This window comes from Cupriavidus sp. 96C5-1, assembly GCF_057798855.1.
On sequence record NZ_JBYOJU010000016.1, the window covers coordinates 87,787 to 107,890 of the forward strand.

General features: G+C 58.7%; 21 protein-coding genes and 4 pseudogenes. 11 read left to right on the forward strand and 14 right to left on the reverse strand.

What is annotated here, in order from left to right; translation table 11 throughout:
* Positions 1–46 precede the first annotated feature (46 nt).
* Both AC3FOF_RS18855 and AC3FOF_RS18860 read right to left on the reverse strand, forming a co-directional pair.
* The gene (locus tag AC3FOF_RS18855) at positions 47–1,303 is read right to left on the reverse strand and encodes a M24 family metallopeptidase (RefSeq protein ID WP_488727455.1); all 1,257 of its coding nucleotides are present in this window, start codon (positions 1,301–1,303) and stop codon (positions 47–49) included.
* A gap of 135 nt (positions 1,304–1,438) precedes the next feature.
* Positions 1,439–1,636 (reverse strand): annotated as a pseudogene (locus tag AC3FOF_RS18860) (transposase); the annotation flags it as partial.
* A 363-nt stretch (positions 1,637–1,999) separates the two neighbouring features.
* Here AC3FOF_RS18860 and AC3FOF_RS18865 point away from each other — a divergent pair.
* The 8 genes and pseudogenes from AC3FOF_RS18865 to AC3FOF_RS18900 all read left to right on the forward strand — a co-directional run bounded on the left by AC3FOF_RS18865 (position 2,000) and on the right by AC3FOF_RS18900 (position 7,042).
* Positions 2,000–2,467 carry an ester cyclase gene (locus AC3FOF_RS18865; protein ID WP_488727456.1) on the forward strand — a complete coding sequence of 156 codons (468 nt, stop codon included), beginning with the start codon at positions 2,000–2,002 and terminating at the stop codon, positions 2,465–2,467.
* A gap of 212 nt (positions 2,468–2,679) precedes the next feature.
* A pseudogene (locus AC3FOF_RS18870) lies at positions 2,680–2,769 on the forward strand (alpha-ketoglutarate-dependent dioxygenase AlkB); the annotation flags it as partial.
* 81 nt (positions 2,770–2,850) lie between these two features.
* Entirely contained in the window at positions 2,851–3,042 is a 192-nt protein-coding gene (locus tag AC3FOF_RS18875; RefSeq protein ID WP_017224486.1) for a hypothetical protein, read from the forward strand.
* A 51-nt stretch (positions 3,043–3,093) separates the two neighbouring features.
* A complete protein-coding gene (locus AC3FOF_RS18880; protein ID WP_488727457.1) occupies positions 3,094–3,645 on the forward strand; it encodes a methylated-DNA--[protein]-cysteine S-methyltransferase in 552 nt (183 codons plus the stop codon).
* Between the two features lie 158 nt (positions 3,646–3,803).
* Complete coding sequence (gene ada, locus AC3FOF_RS18885) at positions 3,804–5,225, forward strand: bifunctional DNA-binding transcriptional regulator/O6-methylguanine-DNA methyltransferase Ada (protein ID WP_488727492.1); 1,422 nt, start codon at positions 3,804–3,806, stop codon at positions 5,223–5,225.
* 12 nt (positions 5,226–5,237) lie between these two features.
* Positions 5,238–5,945: a 2OG-Fe(II) oxygenase gene (locus tag AC3FOF_RS18890; RefSeq protein ID WP_488727458.1), complete on the forward strand. Its 708-nt coding sequence runs from the start codon at positions 5,238–5,240 to the stop codon at positions 5,943–5,945.
* Between the two features lie 21 nt (positions 5,946–5,966).
* Positions 5,967–6,272 carry a metal-binding protein gene (locus AC3FOF_RS18895; RefSeq protein WP_276264855.1) on the forward strand — a complete coding sequence of 102 codons (306 nt, stop codon included), beginning with the start codon at positions 5,967–5,969 and terminating at the stop codon, positions 6,270–6,272.
* A gap of 86 nt (positions 6,273–6,358) precedes the next feature.
* Positions 6,359–7,042 (forward strand): 2OG-Fe(II) oxygenase, encoded by a 684-nt coding sequence (locus AC3FOF_RS18900; RefSeq protein ID WP_488727493.1) that lies wholly within the window; start codon positions 6,359–6,361, stop codon positions 7,040–7,042.
* 808 nt (positions 7,043–7,850) lie between these two features.
* Here the strand turns inward: AC3FOF_RS18900 and AC3FOF_RS18905 are convergent.
* From AC3FOF_RS18905 to AC3FOF_RS18940, 8 genes are all read right to left on the reverse strand, one after another.
* On the reverse strand, positions 7,851–9,431 hold the full coding sequence (locus AC3FOF_RS18905) for an isocitrate lyase (RefSeq protein WP_017224902.1): 1,581 nt from the start codon (positions 9,429–9,431) through the stop codon (positions 7,851–7,853).
* Positions 9,432–10,027: 596 nt separating this feature from the next.
* Positions 10,028–10,504, reverse strand: a complete 477-nt coding sequence (locus AC3FOF_RS18910; RefSeq protein WP_309407984.1) for a MarR family winged helix-turn-helix transcriptional regulator — start codon at positions 10,502–10,504, stop codon at positions 10,028–10,030.
* A complete protein-coding gene (locus tag AC3FOF_RS18915) occupies positions 10,501–11,016 on the reverse strand; it encodes a P-loop nucleotide/nucleoside kinase family protein (protein WP_017225257.1) in 516 nt (171 codons plus the stop codon). The genes AC3FOF_RS18910 and AC3FOF_RS18915 overlap by 4 nt, the downstream gene beginning before the upstream one ends.
* 641 nt (positions 11,017–11,657) lie before the next feature.
* Positions 11,658–12,422 (reverse strand): hypothetical protein, encoded by a 765-nt coding sequence (locus AC3FOF_RS18920; protein WP_488727459.1) that lies wholly within the window; start codon positions 12,420–12,422, stop codon positions 11,658–11,660.
* A gap of 26 nt (positions 12,423–12,448) precedes the next feature.
* A complete protein-coding gene (locus AC3FOF_RS18925; RefSeq protein ID WP_488727460.1) occupies positions 12,449–13,156 on the reverse strand; it encodes a hypothetical protein in 708 nt (235 codons plus the stop codon).
* On the reverse strand, positions 13,140–13,421 hold the full coding sequence (locus AC3FOF_RS18930; RefSeq protein WP_488727461.1) for a hypothetical protein: 282 nt from the start codon (positions 13,419–13,421) through the stop codon (positions 13,140–13,142). Before AC3FOF_RS18930 ends, AC3FOF_RS18925 begins: the two co-directional genes overlap by 17 nt.
* A gap of 466 nt (positions 13,422–13,887) precedes the next feature.
* A complete protein-coding gene (locus tag AC3FOF_RS18935) occupies positions 13,888–14,895 on the reverse strand; it encodes a phosphotransferase enzyme family protein (protein ID WP_488727462.1) in 1,008 nt (335 codons plus the stop codon).
* Between the two features lie 493 nt (positions 14,896–15,388).
* Positions 15,389–15,970, reverse strand: a complete 582-nt coding sequence (locus AC3FOF_RS18940; RefSeq protein WP_488727463.1) for a histidine phosphatase family protein — start codon at positions 15,968–15,970, stop codon at positions 15,389–15,391.
* Between the two features lie 309 nt (positions 15,971–16,279).
* Between AC3FOF_RS18940 and AC3FOF_RS18945 the strand changes: the two genes are divergently transcribed.
* Positions 16,280–16,711, forward strand: coding sequence for a hypothetical protein (locus AC3FOF_RS18945; RefSeq protein WP_035807230.1), 432 nt, complete (start codon positions 16,280–16,282; stop codon positions 16,709–16,711).
* A gap of 268 nt (positions 16,712–16,979) precedes the next feature.
* On the opposite strand, the gene AC3FOF_RS18950 is transcribed toward AC3FOF_RS18945, so the two are convergent.
* The 3 genes from AC3FOF_RS18950 to AC3FOF_RS18960 all read right to left on the reverse strand — a co-directional run bounded on the left by AC3FOF_RS18950 (position 16,980) and on the right by AC3FOF_RS18960 (position 18,496).
* On the reverse strand, positions 16,980–17,132 hold the full coding sequence (locus tag AC3FOF_RS18950; protein WP_488727464.1) for a hypothetical protein: 153 nt from the start codon (positions 17,130–17,132) through the stop codon (positions 16,980–16,982).
* Positions 17,133–17,363: 231 nt separating this feature from the next.
* Complete coding sequence (locus tag AC3FOF_RS18955) at positions 17,364–17,747, reverse strand: immunity 22 family protein (protein ID WP_488727465.1); 384 nt, start codon at positions 17,745–17,747, stop codon at positions 17,364–17,366.
* A 242-nt stretch (positions 17,748–17,989) separates the two neighbouring features.
* Positions 17,990–18,496, reverse strand: a complete 507-nt coding sequence (locus tag AC3FOF_RS18960; RefSeq protein WP_488727466.1) for an SMI1/KNR4 family protein — start codon at positions 18,494–18,496, stop codon at positions 17,990–17,992.
* 231 nt (positions 18,497–18,727) lie between these two features.
* Here AC3FOF_RS18960 and AC3FOF_RS18965 point away from each other — a divergent pair, with 231 nt between their 5' ends.
* Both AC3FOF_RS18965 and AC3FOF_RS18970 read left to right on the forward strand, forming a co-directional pair.
* Positions 18,728–19,456: a pyridoxine 5'-phosphate synthase gene (locus tag AC3FOF_RS18965; protein ID WP_017224934.1), complete on the forward strand. Its 729-nt coding sequence runs from the start codon at positions 18,728–18,730 to the stop codon at positions 19,454–19,456.
* Positions 19,453–19,590, forward strand: a pseudogene (locus AC3FOF_RS18970) (IS3 family transposase); the annotation flags it as partial. The gene AC3FOF_RS18965 and the pseudogene AC3FOF_RS18970, both read left to right, overlap by 4 nt.
* On the opposite strand, the pseudogene AC3FOF_RS18975 reads toward AC3FOF_RS18970, so the two are convergent.
* A pseudogene (locus tag AC3FOF_RS18975) lies at positions 19,561–19,782 on the reverse strand (class I SAM-dependent methyltransferase); the annotation flags it as partial. The pseudogenes AC3FOF_RS18970 and AC3FOF_RS18975 overlap by 30 nt on opposite strands.
* Between the last annotated feature and the right edge of the window lie 322 nt (positions 19,783–20,104).

Sequence of the window (20,104 nt, forward strand, 5' to 3'; positions counted from 1 at the left end):
TCGCCGGCCTGCGTCTGCGCGAGGCCGCGGCCGGCGGCCATCAGCCCTAGCCGCCGGCACGCATCAGCCGGGTTGAGTTCTCGTTCAGCGCAATGCCACCTTGTTCTCCCACGATGACCGTGCCGCCAATATTGGCCAAATGGCGCCCGAAACCGCAATTGGGTTCAAACGCAAAGCACATGCCTGTCTGCAGTGGAAGTTCCCGCCCTACTGTCGGCAAGGGCCTGAGTTGCGGATAGCGGGCGGCTTCAGGCAGCGATTCTATGCCGGGCGCGGTGCCAAAGCCTACCGGGCCGTAAGGATTGATGCTGTGCACCAGCGGATGCACATGCCATCCGCCCGACGCCAGAAGGGGAGCTTCCATGGCATCGACCAGGTCGCCGAAGGTGTTGCCGGCGCGTAGCGCCATCATTCCGGCTTCGTAGCTGGCACGGGCGACGTCCGCAGCGCGCAGGATGTTCGGATGCACCTCGCCGACAGCAACTGCGGCCTGATGCTGGGTTTCCATCAAGCCATAGAGCGCGAAGATCTCCGACAGCACGATGTCGCCCTCGCGCAGGGTTCGCGGCGATTGCGAGCGGTACTGCCACGCAGGCGGTCCCCAGCCCACATATTCGGGGCCGGATCCCAACAGGATCTCGGCGGTATAGCCGCCCATGGAGAAGCAGGCGGCGACGACCGCGGCCACCAGGTCAGCCTCGCTGACGCCCGGTTTGGCGGTGGCGCGCAGCGTTTCACTCATGGCTTCGCCGATCCGGGCGGCATAGCGAATCAATCCCAGCTCTTCTTCGCTTTTGACCGAGGCGCGCTTGAAGAAAGCCTTGTACACGGGCTGGAATTCCGCCTTCGGCAGCGCTTGCTCCAGTCCCTGCATGGTGCGTGCCGGCATGGCGCCATCGAAATAGAAAGGCGGGTAGGGTTCTAGCCCGATGATGCCGATCCGGCCGCCGTCCAGTCCCCGTTGCGCCAGCCAAGCGCCAACATCGCGGCCAGACTTGCCCACATATAGATGTTCCGGCGAGATCCATTGCAGGTCACCGCGCAAGGCCGCTTGGATGTGGTCAGCGATCATCAGCGACGCGAAGGTATAGACCCGGGGCTTTTCGTCGCCGATGAAACACACGATGGATCCGGGGCGGTCACTGCTGAAATAACTGTCCGGTGAGAAGCCGGCGGGCGCGGCCGCTTCCCGGTCGCCGTAGACGATCAGAGCCCGCAGGTCTTCCGTCCGCATGATGTCGCGGGCAAGGTTCCAGCGCCGGTCTCTTTCCGCCAGCGACAGCGGGGCGGGTTGGGCGAACATGTTGCACTCCTTTGAAGTGGATGGTGCGTTTATAGTAATTCATTCAAATGAATGAATCAAATGAATTAATTTGCGGGCCCGTTTTTCGCCCGCCTCAACAGCTCGCACCGACGACGAATCGACGGCTGCTCGTTAGAAATCGAGTTGGCCCGCCTCGCGTAGCTTCGCGAGCAGCAACTCGTGCAGTCGGCCCCACACGCCCGCCTTCTGCCAGTCGCGCAGACGCCGCCAGCAGGTCGGGCCTGAACCAAAGCCCAACTTGGTCGACAGGTCGCACCAGCGTATTCCGGTTTTGAACACGAACAGAATGCCGTTCAACACAGCCCGGTCCGACGCACCAAAGGATCGTTCAACCGCGAACAATGTTCAATGGCTTCGATCGTCGCCCGCCTAATGCGATCGGTGGGCGGGCCATGACCCGGGGCAGCCATTGCGGCGGCTCTGCCCATTCGAGTCGCTTGCGCGTTTCGAGCCAGCAGCGCCTCGACATCCATCCGATAGTGCCGCCCAAACTGCAGATGCTTCTGCTTGAGTCGCGCTGACTGCCTGCTGGCCAGTGCGCCGGTGCCTCGATCTTCGGATTGGTTTGTGCAGCAAGAATCGGAGTTTTGAACAACGCGGGGATGCCTATTCTCTTGCTCAGGGCATCGAATGGTTTCGATGCACCTTCCCGAAACTAACTGTGAGGACCTTTCCATGAGCAAAGAAGAGCAGAACAAGGCCGTCGTCGGTCGTTGGTTCACGGAATTCTGGGGCAAGAATGTCAACCTGGCGGTGATCGATGAGATTGCGGCCCCGAGCATGCTGCTCAAGTATTCGTTGCACGAGCCTCGCCGTGGTCGCGAGGATATCAAGGCCTTCATGACCGGCTTTCGTGCCGCGTTCCCCGATCTCAACTTCTGGGGCACGGCTGAGCTGATCGCCGAAGGCGACTATGTCGTCGGCCAGTGGGAAGGTGGCGGTACCCACACGGGTCCGGCATTTGATGACTTCCTGATTGGCGGTTTGCCTGCCGCAACTGGCCGCAGGATGCACTTCACCGGTACTACCGTGCTGAAGGTGATCGACGGCAGGATTGTGGAAGAACTCGGCCTGGACGACGGGGTGGCTGCGCTGACCCAGCTCGGCCTGATCAAGGAGGCCGCCATTAATGGCGACGGCTGATTTCCAGAAATCGGGAGAAGTGGCGGGACGCCCGTATGGCGTCGCGCGACACTTCTTCATTGCGCACCGCATATACGAAGCTTGGCGGGTCTCGGTGTCGAGGTTTTCCACTTTCCATATGGAAGGCTCACATCGAGCAGTGCGCTTCGCCGGACCCTGCAAAACATCGACGACCTCGCTGTACGAGTGCGCCGAAGTGAGTTTGTGATGGACGCTATCACGGGGTGATGCCACTAAAGAAAGAGCCGCATCCGTTGCTTGGAAGTCAACGCATCAACTTCACCTTCCGCAAGGCGGGTTGAGCATTGGAATTCATGAGCAAGAGTCGGAGTTTTTTCCCGCGATGACACGCCTAGAGTAGCCGTAGTCGCCAAGACGTGCCCATGCACTCGATATCGATAGAACCGACGAACGAACAGGCCGAAGCGCGCCGCCGGATTGAGGCCTATTGCCAGTCGTTGGTGGACATGGGCGCGGCGCAATGGCGGGTCGGCAATGCCGGTGCCATCGAGCTGCACATGGAAAGCGGCGCGGCCTACCTGTTTGGCGAATGGGGCGTTACCCGCCTGAGATGAGCAACTGACCACATCAAGTGGGCCGCCGATTCATTCAACAAGGAGTGCATCATGCAATTGTTCTTGAGCTATGTGGAGTCGCCGTTGGGCGACCTGGTGCTCGTCACCGATGCGCGGCAGATTGTGCGCGGACTCGATTTTGCCGACCACAAGGCGCGCCAGCATCGCAGCTTGCGCGACCACTATGGCAGTGTCGAGCTGGTTGAAGTTCCGGCCCCTGCGGAGATCGCCGAAGCCTTGGCTCGCTATTTTTCGGGTGAATTGGGCGCGCTGGATGCCCTGCGGACCGAGACCGCTGGTTCTCAGCTTCAGCGCCGGGTCTGGGCCGCGCTGCGCCGCATTCCGGCCGGCACGACCACGACCTACGGCAAGCTGGCCAAGGAACTGGGCTTCGACGATCCGCGCGCGGCCATCGACATCGGTGCGGCCAATGGCGCCAATCCGATTGCCGTCATCGTACCGTGTCATCGGGTCATCGCCAGCAATGGCGATCTCAAGGGTTACGCCTGGGGGGTGCCCCGTAAGCGCTGGCTACTGGAGCACGAGAGGGCGATCGCGCCGGAGCGCGCCGAACCGCAGACTGCCATGCTGCCGGGGATCTGATCTTGACCGATACCATTGCAGCGGACTTGTCTCCACGCGCATATGAACGGGCCTCTCAGTACCTATCCGGTCTGGATGCAGACTGGGCGCGCCATATCGCCAATGTTGGACCATGCCGACATGAGGCAAAGCCTGCGCGTGAGCCCTACGAAGCCTTGGTGCGCGCCATCGCCTACCAGCAGTTGCACGCCAAGGCCGGCGATGCGATTCTTGCGCGACTGCTTGCGCTCTATCCGGGAGCCTCCTTCCCATCGCCGGCACAACTCCTGTCGACCGATCCCGAGTCGCAGCGTGCGTGCGGCTTCTCGGCCGCCAAGCTGGCCACCATACGTGGCATCGCACAGGCCGCAGTGGATGGGATCGTGCCCAGTCTCGATGAAGCACGGCGCCTTCCCGACGCCGCGCTGATCGAGCGCTTGGTCTCCCTGCGTGGCGTGGGCCGCTGGACCGTCGAAATGTTCCTGATCTACTCATTGGAGCGCTCAGACGTCCTGCCGGTGGACGACTTCGGCGTGCGCGAGGGTTACCGGCGCCTGAAGGGGTTGGAGAAGGCGCCGACCCCGCGGCAGATGCGCGAGATCGGCGGGGCCTGGTGTCCCTGGCGGACTGTCGCGGCCTGGTACTTGTGGCGACTGCCCAACTCTACGGCACGGTTACCCAAGCGCGAAAACGTAGAGTTCTTCGACTCGGCAAAAGCTGCCGAAGCGGCGGGCTACCGCCCCAGCCGCCGCGCGCGTGGCGACCAGAGCAGCGCGGCAGCCGAGCGCGCCGCGCTGGTGGAGCGTGCCTGTCGCCTGATCGAGGCGTCAGAGACACCGCCCCAGCTCGACGACCTGGCGGCCGAGATCGGCATGAGCCCGTTCCACTTCCACCGTCTGTTCAAGGCCGAAACGGGCCTCACGCCCAAGGCCTACAGCTCGGCCTATCGTGCCCGCAAGTTGAGGGAGGAGTTGAGCACACCTGACGCTTCGGTCACCAACGCGATTTATGGCGCCGGCTTCAACTCCAATAGCCGGTTCTACGAAGCCTCCGACCATCTGCTGGGCATGCGGGCGCGAGACTACCTGGCAGGCGGCACCGGGACGGTCATTCGATTCGCGGTGGGGCAGTGCTCGCTAGGTGCCATTCTGGTCGCGCAGAGCCAGCGCGGCATTTGCGCCATTCTGTTGGGTGATGACCCGGATGCGCTGGTGCGTGACCTGCAGGACCGGTTCCGCAAGGCTCAGCTTATCGGCGGCGATGCTGAGTTCGAGCAATCGATCGCCCAGGTGGTGGGATTCATCGAGGCACCGGCTATCGGTCTGCACCTGCCGTTGGACGTACAGGGCACGGCCTTCCAGGAGCGCGTCTGGCGGGTTCTGCGCGAGATTCCGCCGGGCACGACCGTGAGCTACGCGGAGATCGCCGAGCGCATCGGCGCTCCCAAGGCCGTGCGTGCCGTAGCGCAGGCCTGTGCTGCGAACCACATTGCCGTGGCCATTCCATGCCACCGCGTCGTGCGGCGCGATGGCGATATCGCCGGCTACCGCTGGGGCGTGGATCGCAAGCGTGAATTGCTCCGACGCGAAGCTCAAACCTGAAAGGATGCTGCCATGACGCAATTTTCCGATGCGTTTAATCAACTGGATTGGTTTGCCATATACGGCCACCTGGAGGCAGACGGCTACGCTGTGATTCCGGGACTGCTTGCAGCCGGTCGGGCGCGCGAGCTGGCGCGGCGGACCGATTTCGACGGAAAGACTCGCCGAATCTCATTAATGACCACCGAACTCGGGCAAGGTGATCTGTTTTACTTCGATCAGAACTTGCCAGACCCGTGGCAATCGCTGCACGAAGCGTTTTATCCCAAGCTCGCGGCAATTGCCAACACGTGGAACGAGCGACTGGACATAAGTTACCGTTATCCAGAGGAATTGTCGGCGTTCCTCCAGCAATGCAGCGCGGCGGGACAGAGGCGTGGCCAGTCTTACCTAAGCCGGCTGAGTGCCGGAGGTTACGTCGCGTTGCACCAACGCAGTGATGCGGAGCACGTCTTCCCCATGCAAGTCGTTGCCTTGCTTGCGGCACCGGGCGACGACTTCCTCGGAGGGGAGTTTGTCATGACGGAGCAGCGCCCACGCATGCAATCACGGCCACTGGTGGTTCCGCTCAAACTTGGCGATGTGGCCATTATCACGACAGCCCAGCGTCCGTTCAAAGGCACGCGCGGCGACTATCGGGTGAACCTCAAGCATGCGATCAGTCGCGTCCGGCAGGGTGAGCGTATTGGCGTGGAACTCACGTTCCATCATTCTGTGTGAGCCTGAACGGTGGATCGGACTATGACCGAATCGAGAACCTGGGCTCTGATCGGACGGGATGGCAAGCCCTATGAGAGTTCGGTGCCGGGCACACTCGGTGGCCATCTAGGCGGCCGGATCTACGGCAGATTTGATTGCCGAGCGGCCCTGCAGGCCATCGCCCGCGGGGGCTATATCAAACAGCGCGTTTTCTTTCTCGATGAGTCGATCGCTATCGCCGCCGGTTTTCGGCCGTGTGCGGTTTGTATGCTTGATCGATACGCTGCCTGGAAGAAGGCGCAAGCCACCAGAAGCTGCCCTACATCACGCAATCGAGTGCGGTCATGACCGCTGAAACGCTATTCAACGCAGCCTTGGAGAAGGCCCCGGGAGGAGAACTCTTGAAACCGCAGTCCCTGGCCGAAAAGCTTGCGATGCTTGACTGGCTCGCAGTCGAAGAAGCGTTGACACGCGATGGATACGCCATCATTCCGGCGCTGTTGACATGCGACCAGTGCGAGGCAGTCACTGGGTACTTTCCTGAGGACCAGCGATTCCGAAGCCGGATCGTGATGGAGCGATACGCATTTGGGAGAGGCGAATACAAATACTTTTGCGACCCACTGCCTGATCTCGTCAGTGAACTGCGTCGCGAGCTCTATCCACGTCTCTCGCCAATTGCGAATCGCTGGCATGCGGTTATGCGCATTGCGGAGAGGTTTCCTGCCACACATGCGGAATTCCGCGAAATCTGCCGCCGGGCAGGACAGACCCGTCCAACCCCGCTCCTGTTACGCTATGGCGCCAACGACTATTGTTGCCTCCACCAGGATCTGTATGGCGACCACGTATTTCCGTTCCAGGCGGTCTTCCTGCTCAATGAGCCCGGGCGCGATTTTGACGGTGGCGAGTTGCTGCTGACCGAGACTCATCCGACAAAGCCGGGACGCGCGCAGGTCGTACCCCTGCGTCAAGGTGATGCAGTGATCTTTGCCGTGAATCACAGGCCCGTCCGCTCGGTGCGAGGATTCCATCGCCTGAGTCTGCGTCATGGTGTCAGCAGGCTGCATCGGGGTCAGCGGCATACCTTGGGCATCATCTTTCATGATGCTAGATGACTGCGGTAGGTAGCCAATCCATAGCGACAATCCTGGCCGGTGCGTATGCGAATGGCCAATGGACCCATGGCGACCAAGTGAAACCATGGCTCGATCCCGCCAGGGGCGGCCGCAAGCCTGCTTCACGGAGATTGCCGGTGCACTGATGACTGGGTTGGCGCCGCGCAGGGCAAACCGGCTGCCTTTGCCGTCGGCGTTAGAAGCCAACTGGCGTGCGTCAGTCCGCCACTCTGGGCAGGAACTCTCTGCCTGGCCATCCGTCGTGCATGTCTGGCCGGCGCAATCGGCTTCACGGAATTCACGACCTCAGGTGTCCGTATATCGGTGCGGATCAGTCATTGATTAACCATTGGCTGACCGACCGCTTATGGCCGATAGTGTTGAAAAACGCTGTGGACCCCGTTTCCGGCGAGGTTTCAGGGGTACCCGAACCCCTTCGCGTGTCTATCGACAGCGCAATTAGGAAAGGTCTTCATAAAGACTGCTGGCCACGCTTAAGCGCGTGTGCTCGGGGGAGTGTCTTCTACGCAGGTATCTTGATTCGCCAGGCGGGTCTCTTAGCGGTTTGCGGTTTGCCGTCTGCGGCTGAGGATCGGTTGCGTTGGTTCAGTGGGAATTCGGATACTGGACGGGGACCGTGCGGCAATAGCCGCAGCCGATCGAGCGCGGTCGGTTAGGCATCGGCACCGGCGTCGAATGCAAGCGCACTGGAAAACGTTCGATGAGGACCCCCGCAAGCCATGCCGCCGGATAAAAAAAACGCCAACCCATTTTGGGTTGGCGCCATGTTTGGGGCGTATTACTGGTATCAGAACTGGTTCATGGTGTTGTCTTTACCCGCCGCTTTCAGGGCTGCTTCGCCGCTGAAGTACTCCTTGTGGTCGTCGCCGATGTCCGAGCCGGACATGTTCTGGTGCTTGACGCAGGCGATGCCCTGACGGATTTCCTTGCGCTGCACGCCAGCCACATAACCCAGCATGCCCTGGTCGCCGAAGTATTCCTTGGCCAGGTTGTCGGTCGACAGTGCGGCGGTGTGGTAGGTCGGCAGCGTAATCAGATGGTGGAAGATACCTGCTTCGCGCGACGCGTCGGCCTGGAAGGTCCGGATCTTTTCGTCGGCGAGCTTCGCCAGTTCGGTCTGATCGTACTCCACGCTCATCAGCTGGGTGCGCTCGTATGCCGACACATCCTTGCCCTCGGCCTTCATCGCGTCATACACCTGCTGGCGGAAATTCAGCGTCCAGTTGAACGACGGGCTGTTGTTGTACACCAGCTTGGCGTTCGGGATGACCTTGCGAATCTCGCTGACCATGCCGCCGATCTGCGCGATATGCGGTTTTTCGGTTTCGATCCACAGCAGGTCGGCGCCGTTTTGCAGCGCGGTGACGCAATCCAGCACGCAGCGCGCTTCGCCCGTGCCGGCGCGGAACTGGAACAGGTTGCTGGGCAGGCGCTTCGGACGCAGCAGCTTGCCGTCGCGCTTGATGATGACGTCACCGTTGCCCAGTTGGTCGGCCGACAGTTCTTCGCAATCGAGGAACGCGTTGTATTGGTCGCCCAGGTCGCCCGGCGTGTTGGTCACGGCGATCTGCTTGGTCAGGCCGGCGCCCAGCGAGTCGGTACGGGCCACGATGATGCCGTCGTCCACGCCCAGTTCCAGGAAGGCGTAGCGGATGGCGCGGATCTTGGCCAGGAAGTCCTCGTGCGGCACGGTGACCTTGCCGTCCTGGTGGCCGCACTGCTTCTCGTCGGACACCTGGTTTTCGATCTGGATGCAGCATGCGCCCGCTTCGATGAACTGCTTGGCCAGCAGGTACGTTGCTTCGGCGTTGCCGAAACCCGCGTCGATGTCCGCGATGATGGGCACAACGTGGGTGACGTGGTTGTCGATTTTTTCCTGGATGGCGGCCTTGGCAGGTCCTTGGGCAGCATCCAGTTCGCGGAACAGGCCGCCCAGTTCACGGGCGTCGGCCTGGCGCAGGAAGGTGTACAACTCGCGGATCAGCGCGCTGACGGAGGTTTTTTCGTGCATCGACTGGTCCGGCAGCGGGCCGAACTCGGAGCGCAGCGCGGCCACCATCCAGCCGGACAGGTAAAGGTAGCGGCGTTCGGTGCTGTTGAAGTGCTTCTTGATCGAGATCATCTTCTGCTGGCCGATGAAGCCGTGCCAGCAACCCAGCGACTGGGTGTACTTGGCCGGGTCGGCATCGTAGGCGGCCATGTCGGCGCGCATGATCTTGGCGGTGTACTTGGCGATGTCCAGACCCGTCTTGAACTTGTTCTGGGCACGCATGCGGGCGGCATACTCGGGGCTGATGGCATTCCATGCGCTGCCGTGGTTCTCTTTCAAACCAGCAACTGCCTTGATGTCGTCTTGATACTGGGCCATACGAAATTCCTAAGCGCGATTGAAGAAAGGGTTGCGTGTGCCGCTACGGATGTCGGAGCAAGCAGCGTGGAATCATTGTATGGCGCTTTTGGCGCCTCGCGGCGAAGTCTTATATAAGACATAAGAGTTGGTTTGTCCTTATTTTTCAATGAGATAGGTGTGGAATTTCGTGATGTGGAACGCGTTTTCGGGAAACGAAAACGAAACACTGGGGAAATTCGGGGTGAATTCCACAATGTGAAAAGTACTTTCAGCTGTTAGAGGTAAAGGCAAGCACAGATGGCTTGAGCAACGATAGTTGGGGTGATTTTGTAGACGCCTGTCGAACGAACAGGGTCATGAGTCGGCGCAGAAACGTGTGGCTGTCTTCGTGTCCGCGGCGGTCATTCGATCACGAGCGAGGATCGTCGCAAACTGGCCGAACCCGGAAGTTCGTCGCCGGCCAGCGCTCGATCGCGCCGACTCAGCTCCGAACTTCCGTAGTCGACCCAAAGCGGACCTCGGCTAACAGGGAAAGCGGACGCTCTCACGCCCCGCCTCACGGGGTCGTTTCAGAAAATAATGCACGCTAAGGCCGTTGCCCTGCGTCCAGAATCTCAGCTGTTTGCTGAATTCATCCCCGCCAGTCGCCCAAGAAGAACGGACATCGTTTCGATTTGGTCTACTGGCACCAGGTCGGTTGATTCTTGTGCAACCACGCCCGCTGACGCGACCGCATAGCCCAACAGTTGACGCCCCGATTCAGTCAGGGTTGCGTAGCCGACACGTGCATCCCTTGGGTCCGTCTGTCGTGACACCAATCCCAACTTTTCTAAGGGCAGGAGGCTTCGCGTCACACCAGAAGCCGTCAACCCCAAGCGCTCGGCCAAATCGACCCGGCGCAGCTTAGCGCTTGGCGCGCGCTCAAGGTAGTAGAGGATCATGAAATCGGCAAAACTAAGCCCATGTAGGCCTGACAACACGCTGTCAAGGCGTCTCATTACGGTCGCATGGGCACGCGACAACCTGATGCAGAAATCTAGTCCCATGTCCGTGCCACTGCGTGAACCAAGCGTATCCACGGCGGTACTCATTTTTCCGAAACTCCTTGACGCCGTGAGATCGACAGCTCACTTTCAGTTGGTCGTTCAAAGTAAGACTCCATCGCTTCGAACATCACGGGTGTGACATCGAACGAATAGGTTTCTCCTTTCTCGATGTTCCTGCGAAGCACGCGTTCTCTGCGTATCGCCAAATCGGCATCCACAAAGTGGAAAACTGCGACATGTCCTGCTTGCTCCACCTTGGACTTGATTGCGGCCCGATCGGCTCTTCGGAGTAAGCCAAGCTCCAGAACGACATCCGTTCCCGTTCCAAGGATTTGCTCTGCAACCGACCAGATCTGAGCCTGACACCTGGCCACACGAGGCATTACCCATGCCATGTCCTTCGAGCTTGGTACATCACTGCCAAACATTGCGTGCATCCACTCGTCGATGGCAAACCGAACGCCATTAGCCTGTACAGCCAGCTTTCGGGCGAAGGTTGACTTCCCAGCAGCAGTGGGTCCGTAGATAAGGTGAGCGGTTTGTGGCTGTGTATTCATGCTTTTAGCCCTTGAGTGATCAATACTTGATTACTCAAGTATGACGCAATCATTTGGCAATGACAAGGGGGATAGAGTCTGAACCCAGCACCTTGTTCTTCCAGAGAGCGATGGCCCGTTTGCACGGGTTGATGACAAGCCCGTACCGCCTTGGAGCGCTGACCTCACCGCTTGGCATCTGGGGTATTTCCACGAAGGAGGCAGCGATTGTGCTGAGCGAAAACTCTCGCCGTCTATTGGTCCTAATGGGTCGGCGCTGAGATTTTATGCGGCAAGGCGCCACGATGAGGGTAGTTGCGACCTACCTACATGCTCCGCAGACGGAGATTGCACGCAATCTAGGCTTCTATCTCAAACGGCCGTTCTTGGCCGATCTCCGCCGGACGCGTGCCGCGAAACGCGGCCGTCCCAGATCGACCCCAAGCGGCCCTTCAGGATTTCCTATAACGGTCGTTCACCATGTACAGCGAGCTCCACTTACGGCGGGTCATCCATGCTCCCACTTGCATTTTCATCGACCGATGGATTTCGCAATTGAAGGCAACGGAAGACCCCTTGTAAGCGACCGTGCGTCGCTGTCTACGGATTGGTCGCGTGCGCGAGAGCGGTCACGTAACCCTCTCTAGCGACTTTAAGAGCTACTAGCGAGGATCGACTTCGACTTGCTCAATGCAGAGTCCCGTGCTGAGTTCGAATGGTGAGCGGTCATCAAATCGAAAATCCTCCTTGCGACGTTCCAATTCCTTTTCGATTGAGAACAAGAATCGCTTTCCCGATGGTGACTCGACATCTCCAACGATATTGAGCGTGACACCCTCGGCGAATCGACCGCCCCCCTTGTAGAGTCGATCGTTGAATTCTTCAAGGGCATTGATCGCGAATTGCGCGATGACCACGCAGAAACCGTGGCTATGGTGCCTGTCGCGGTGCGTAGGTTCGATGAAAACCTCCAGCACATCGACTTCAAACTCAATCAACTCATCTCGGTCGATCAACTCGAGATTCACTGCAAAGGCACAGAATCCGACCGGACCCTCTCGATTCGAGAGGACCAGTACATAATAGGTTTGGAGAGCGGGTACGGAATATGGATCGTCCGGCGAATTCCCCACGTTCACACTCGACGCGCTCATATTTCTAAGAGCTTTCCCGGCAAGACCCGAAAACTCCATCGACTTCTGGTCAGCCTTCCAAGCGCTCTTGAGCTTCGCTTTGAGTACACGACACGTTTCGGATGTCCGCCATCCCGGTGCAGTGGAGAAGGTGACAGTCCACCGCTCATCCATATCCGTCAATGAACCTCCGTCGTACTCATAGATTGGCACTCCTTCTGACAGGGGCAAGAGTAATGGCTTAGCCATCGCCGACCGGACGATCTCGAGGATCTTCTTGGGGGTTTTCTTCACTTTAACCCGTTTGTTGAGCAAGCCGCTCAGGGTAGATCAATCTCGTTCTCGAAACTCAGACCGAAATCTTGAATTTCCCGTTGGATCTGCTGACGAATATGCTTCGGTACGTCGTTTACAACGTCATTCTTTACAAGATGGAGAATTTGTTCTGCACCGACCTTGTCGCGGATGACCCCGTAGTAGATTTTTTCCTTGATGCCAAACTCATCCTTCAAGGCATTCATGACCCGGTCATTGCTTCTCGTGGAGAGGTGATGACGTATCAACGCCAAAGCTGCATCAGGCTTGCTGCCGCGCTTCTGGTCTCTCAGGATGGCAAAGAGCCTTTCGAGTTCCTGTCTCGACATTCGCCAATCGATCCCACGCCATACATCGGGATCGCCCCCTTCCCAAGAGCCGTCTTTGAAGTGCGCGAATGAGACGTCATCTCCGCGCCTGACCTGGTACAGCCCGTCTCGACCAGGCGAATGTTGTTTCTCGAACCATTCCGAAATCGTCCCCGTTTCTTCGCAGGTGGCGCAGGAGTGATCGCCGCTCCTGGTCTCTCGATACGACAGGAGGCCCTCTTTGCCTTCGCTTGCGGGGTCGTGGTCCGTAGTGAAACCCAGCGCGTTCAACCGAGCTTCGAATTCGTAGATCAGTTCCGCCACCTTACTGTCGATGCGTGTTTGACGGTTCATCGCGACCTCTTTATGACTGGCGTTGGCGCTAAATTCAGATGAGGTCTGCAAGTGCCGTCTCGGATTCGTTGGCAAACCGGCCACGACGCAGCGAAACGAAGTGTTCGCCTTCAAGGACCATGAGCGGCAGAGGCTCGTCATGCCCAAACTCCTGACAGAGATCTTCCCAGAGACCGTTGAGGGTGCGATAGGGCTTCTTGACCATGCGCTGGACGCCAGTCCAGTGGTAAAACTGGTCCTTGCGGATCGTGGCGTTGCCGGTCAGCCAGACTTCTTCGAGAGCCCGCTCCAGGAGTGCTTCGCGATATTTGGACATGACATTCCTCGTGACAGAAGCGGCAAGCATATCATATTTAATTAGCTAAGAGCTCATTATTTGTGCAGGTCGCGCCTAATAATTTAATGTCTTTTACGTGGACCAAGGCGGGGTGATTGCGCAGCATTCGTCGGCGCGAATTGAGCCGCCGTTTTGTTCCCGTGGGGCAGCCATCTCGATGGCCGCTGGTCGGCAACGGTGAATGACGGTTCCTGGCCGGTTTCCGCCCTCCGGCGCAGGCAGGTTGGCCGATCGGCGCCATCTTGCACCCACGCAATACCGGCCTCGGTACCCCCGTCTGCCTGATGATGCTATCAGGCAGGCGCAGACGCTAGCGCCGTGCGTCCGCTTCTCGGCCAGACGTTCACAAAATGACATTGCGACAAGACTGGCCCGGCCGATGTGCCAACGTTTGGACGTGACCGGAGCGCCCGACCAGCGCCGGCGCAATGAGAATCTTCGCTACTCATTGCGGTGTCTGCAATGATTCCCATGCTGTCAGCAATTGGACCTGCTTTCGTAGCCAAGTCGTGGGCATTGTCTGTGTCCCCCAAACATCGATACGGCCTGCATATTCGGCCAAAAGCCAGAAATGGCGTACCGCGACAAAGGACGCGATGGCGGCAAAATCTGTCGCTTCAATCGCCCGGACGCTACGATACCCAGCTATGTAGTGCCGCCACTGCTCGCGAGCTGGGGCGTCCAGATCGGCGTCGACCTTACGCGGCAGCATGGCCCAAAGGTAGACAGCGAGTTCGTACGCCAGCAAGCCAGGGCCGGCATCGTCGAAATCGAAGAAAGATGCGATACGAACCCCTTCTGGACTGTCGGTCATGAAGTTGTTGCTACCATGGCAGTCGCCGTGGCAGTTCACGCGGGTTAGCCCAGGCATCGCCGCAATGCGCTCGTCCAGTCGTTGCGCGATAGCGGAGAAGTCCGCGCGTAGCCCTTCGTCCATCGTTGGTGCGGTGCACAAGCGTCGAATCGACGCGCCAAGTAACTGCGGGAGTTCAAGCGCGTAGCGGCTAGTTGGGCCGTCGTAGTTCCGACCTGCCTGGTGCAACAGCGCTAAGCCGCGGCCTGTTGCCTCGATGTCGGGCAAGGCGTCGCCAGGAGGATCTCCCTCCAGATGCTCGAACAGCATCAGGGTGCGCGTGCCTTCGGGCAGGGCCATCGACGTAGCCGCAGCACCGCATCGAGTCGGCAACGAGGCGGCGACAGCTGCGCCGGCCGCCTTCAGATGAGCGAGCAGAGCCGCTTCGTAGTCAGTGTTGGGTGCACCGCGCGGACGATTGGCGCACAGTCGTGCCACGGCACGGCGCCCATCGACGAAGCGGATCCCGTAGACGTGGTTAAAGCCGCGCCGCAGCAATTCACATTCCAGAACTTCGCCGAGCGCGTAGCCCTGGCTAACTGCCGCTGCAATGGCGTTGCTGGTGGGCGTGGTTTGCGCGATATCGGTGAAAGAGGTCATGGTTTGACTGCAGCAATAAGCAGCAGGAGTCGAGCATTGATGATGGATTGGCGAGAGCAGCCGGCTATCGGGGAACCATTCGTTACGCCGCAGAACGGAAATCTGATGTTCGCCTTTATGAAGCATTCCTTCGCGGCCCGTCTACCCCCCATTTGAGTGAAGCTGCTACCGATCTGGTTGTCAGTGCCTGTCTCACCGACAGGCAGCTATCGCGTGCAAACGGCCGCTTATGGCCGATAGTGTTGAAAAACTCTGTGGACCCCGTTTCCGGCGAGGTTTCAGGGGTACCCGAACCCCCAACCGATCGACGATCGTTCAATACAGGCCGATCTGAGGGGTCGGCAACCGGCAGACCTGGTCTGCTCAGTGGGCAGATTGAGTTTTTCAACACTATCGCCCGGCAACCGACTTCCACCAGTCGTGAGCCGGTCGGCTTCTACCGAACCTCTGCGGTCGGTCGTTTGTCACGAAAGCGGCCGTTCAATGAGAGCGGTTAGCGGGCAGTATTGGTATCTTGTTGGAAGTGAAAAACAGTGTGTTCCCAATACTTTCTGGGCGGTTTTCCAGAACACAGCCACCCCATTTTTTTGAGATATCTGGCAATGAACCAGTTTAGTGAGCCGTGCCCAACAAACAAAACAGCACCGTGAGCAGAAGCCATCTCGACCAAATGCTCGGCACAGCGGCAAGCTCTCTCTCTAGCCGTTTTGAATGACTCTACATTTTCTGAATATCCGAATGCCCAGGCAAGCCGAAAAAATACCAACCACAGTGGTAGCGAGAGTTTCGGGAAGCGCCACGATGCATGGGGCATATCCATCTCCCGGAACATAGAGTCACAAACATTTATATGCTTGACACCCAGAAATTTCGCAGACTCCAACGAGCGCACAAGGTTGCTGCAAACGGTAAATGCGCATTGATCGGTTTGCTCAATTGCGATCTGTGGAGGTGGGTACTTCGTATCGATACCGACGGCATTGTATTTCTCAACCCAAACGCCGAACTCTGCTGCATTCAGTTTGCTTTGCTTTTCGATTTGAGGCTTTCCATGTCTCATCAGAACGATTTTCAACCAAGATCTCCCGCTACGGTAACTACCCTCTGGCACGCGAATCCAGGCGAGGATCAATTTACAGGCCGCTTGTGGCCGTTCCACTCCAAATAAACCCGCGCGCTCGTCCGTCGATTATCGACGATCTAGGCAACTACGTCGAACGTCTCAGACAGCCGGGAGCGGCCGGTCGCCGCGGGATACCGGCGTCTAGCCGCCTTCATCCAAGCCCGAGATGGAGTCCTATGGTAAGGTTGGCGGAATGAGTGAATGTACTTCAACTTGTGATGCATGGGCCGCATCTATGTGGTGCTGGGAGAGTGAGGCAGTGTGAGTGATCCGAAGCAGGAAACGCGGCGCATGCTGCGGACTGAGAGAGTTTCAATCAGCAGGGCTTTGCGCCTGAGCGTGCCGCCAGAGGCCAGGCCTGCGCCGGTCAACGGGAAGGACTGGCTGCGGCAGAGGAAAGAGCAATTGCAGGCTGCCCGTGCCGCTGCCAAGCAAAGGCGCAATCTACTAAGAGCCGAAATCATGTCGGCCGTGCAAGATATTGCCCGAGAGGAACGCACTGCTGCGCGGCTAGAAGCTGAACGCCTGAGGGCGGAAGCCAAGGCCGCGCGGACCTACACGCGGGAGGACGCACGCGCCGCCGCCAAGTTCGAGCGCGGCCAACCAACCCGCTCGGCGTCCAGACAAAAGACGCTTGCTAATGAGAAACGCAAGCTGGTCTCTTACGCTGATCTGTTGCGGATGCGTGGGTGATCTGGCGGAAGTTCGACGGGGCGGACTGCCGATCGATTTCGTGGAAAGCGGCGTCGATCTCGTGATCCGAATCGACGCGTTGTCGGACAAGCGGCGGAACGCACGGTGGACCATGTCGAACCGGCGGTTGACCTGCATCGCTACCGACCCAATGCAGCCGTTGCCGACCCGAAGCGGTCCTTCGCGTTTCCCAGAAGCGGTCACTCCCGTAGTGCGCACCGGATGACTCGACGACTGCCCGCGCCTATATCGACAGATCGGAAAACTGCTATAAAGCCCACTCCAAAATATCGACCACATCACCGTCTTTCCAGGCGCGAATGACTTTCACTGAAGCGCGAATGAAATTGCGCCCGGCATCGTCGCCTTCCATGGGATTGATAAGAGAAGCTTCTCCGCTGCGGTTGTCGGGACTGAGCATACCAACCTGATTTTAGCTTGTTCCAGATGTGAACCTGTATCGAGCAGTGGCTGCGTCCTCATCCGGCTTACTTATCAGAATATGTAATGCCATTACACGACAATCCCTAGAACGAACTCACGGCTGCGGACGGCCGGCACCAGTCGGTCAACGGGAGCTCACGGCGAGGAATAATCAGTCGAGGAGTTAGATTCCTCGTCTCATCAGACCCATGAGTCAAGTTCGAGACGATCAGATTGGATATTCGAACATCCCGATGTAGACCAGTTCGAATGCATCGTCTCGCACTGATCTTGGCGATTTTATCTGTTCACTGTTTATGAAGACGAGTGCATCTGCGTCTTCTAAATTTAGGGCGCGAGCCGCCTCGCATAGCAGCCCTGACCACTTTTCAGAGTACGAGTGAGGCGCAAAGAACTCTTCCAGAGATGTACCTGGCTTTCGCTGCCCGGTTTCCATGAAGTCATGGTCACAAAAGAACTCACCCTGAGAACCGAAAAACTCGGAGATTGGTTGATTTTCATCCTCGCCGTAGTGCTCCGCGAGAAATCTCGAAAATCGAGAGCTATCTCCTACGCGGCCAAGATAAAAGTGCGATGTTTCCGTTCTATGCATGGTTGGCTGGCTCCGTATTATGGCTGAAAATTGTATTCATCGACTTACCCACTGGCTGCTATTGGCTGACATGAGCCAGCAAGATCACGCGCCGTTCCGCGGCGTCAATATGGTACGCCACATAGAAGCGTTCCCATAGCTGACCTTGACCGAGTTCTGCTTTCTACAGTCCGTCTCGCCGTACACCGTCTCAGACATCCCGTGTGAACACTTCGGCGCGTCTGGTCCGGCTCCATGCGCCATTAATCGAAGATCGCCTCCGCATGCCACATAGCACCCTTTTCCGCGGCGCGAGGGTCTATTTTCGCGATGGCACTCAGAGGAGACCGCCTCGTCTCGGAGCACAAGTGCTCTTGAAAGATGCACAGACACTCGAGGAATTGGTCCAGCGTCGAGTTAATGAAAACACGATGATTGTGGAAATCGTGATTAAGGTAGACAACCTCATTCGTGGTTGTGTCAATTCCCAGGAGATCACCAGAGCCATTTTGCCCGAGCGGCACGAACTGCTCTGGGATGGCACCACTTTCTCGGAGATCATTGATCTCTATATCGCCGTAGCACGAGAAGCTAAGAAATGGTGACGCGGTGCGCGGCAATCCTTCTTCCACAAGCAACCTCTTAGCGTTGTCGTTGAGGCCCGGCAGGTCGGTGGATTCGAAAACAGTAAACTCATCGAGCTGGAGATCCAACTCGGGCGGCGTCTCTGGAAGTCCTGAGAGAAATCTTTGCTTGAATGACACGGGCATACAAGAGCCCCTCCGCGACGGGTTGCAAAAATCGGAGCATATCCGAGATTCGGATGGCCGCTTTCGGAACAGACCTTCGAACGACCGCTCCTGGGATTGCCCTGACGGATACAATGGAAGACGTGTGTTGAGCACTTTCCGGTCCGACTTATCAGTGCAGAAGTTTGGCGTCCTCGTCGACGCCGAATAGCCAACAGCACAAGACATCCTCGAAAAATTGAAGGGAATCACGTGAGCACCAAACTATCGATCAATCTCAACAAGATCGCGCTGATCCGGAATGCCAGAGGGGGCAACTATCCGGATCTGGGGCGGTTCGCGGAGCAGTGTCTCAAGCGAGGTGTGGACGGCATTACGCTCCATCCCCGGCCGGACGAAAGGCATGTGCGCTTTGCGGACCTGCCGGAGATCGCGGCGATTTGCGCCCACTTCGGCCGGGAACTGAACGTCGAGGGCTATCCGTCGGAGCGTTTCATGGACGCGATGGCGGACATCCGACCGGCACAAGTCACGCTCGTGCCCGATGCGCCGCAGCAGCTCACGTCGGATCATGGATGGGACGTGCAGGCTCACGCTCCTTTTCTTCGGGGCGTCGTGGCGCGGCTGAGCGCGCTTGGCTGCAGGGTGTCATTGTTCATCAGCGCGAATCCGCGGGATGCACGCGACGCGGCGGCCGTGGGTGCGCAGCGGGTCGAGCTGTATACCGGCCCGTATGCGGTCGCCTATACAGCCGGCGATGTTCGGGCGCTCCTGGCCGCATATCGGGACACAGCGCAGACCGCGCAGTCTTGCGGCATCGACGTGAACGCCGGTCACGACCTAAACCTGCAGAACCTCTCCACCCTGCTGCAGGCGTTCAACGTATCAGAGGTATCGATCGGACACGCATTCGTGGTCGAGAGCCTCGAGCATGGTCTGGACGACGTGATTGCGCAGTACCTGAAGATCGTTCGCGCCTGAGGACCGAGTGGTAGCCGTCAGTGGGTTCCATGGCGGCGCAAGAAGCACACCGAGACATCAGCCATTACCTGACGCACCGGTACAACGGGATACGGCCACATCAGTTCAATGAAGCGGGCACGAGCCACGATTGAAGCGCGAAAGGGACGCGTGAACTGCGGGTCCATATCCCCGCGGCTGCGCCAGCCCTCGCCGGGGGACAGCAGCTTAAGGCCGATTTTGTCTTCCAGCACATGCGGCAGGGGGTCGGCCTCGACGTGCAGTGCGCGCCACAAGGCGACGCGCGCTGCTGTGCTGTCCGCCGCTACATCTTGCTTGTCGTTCATGACGTTCAATCCTCCGGTTCGTTTGCTTTCGCCTGAAGCTGACCGACTGGTACGGTGCCACGCTATGGAAGAAAGAGCTGTGCTTCGGCCCTTTAGTGATTGACTGAGAACGCTTCACACAGCATCCGGGTGTAGAAATGCAGCGAGCAGCAAGAATACACCTGCCCGACGCATCGACGGACCGCGTCCGTGCCCAGGTCCACTGGTGTGGTTGGGCCGTCGGTCGAGCGACCTCGCGAGAGTGCGGATCAACGGCCGTAATTGGCTGTGGATTCAACCGGTGAGCCGCGCCGCTCGGCTGGTCATTGAGACGAGAACTGAA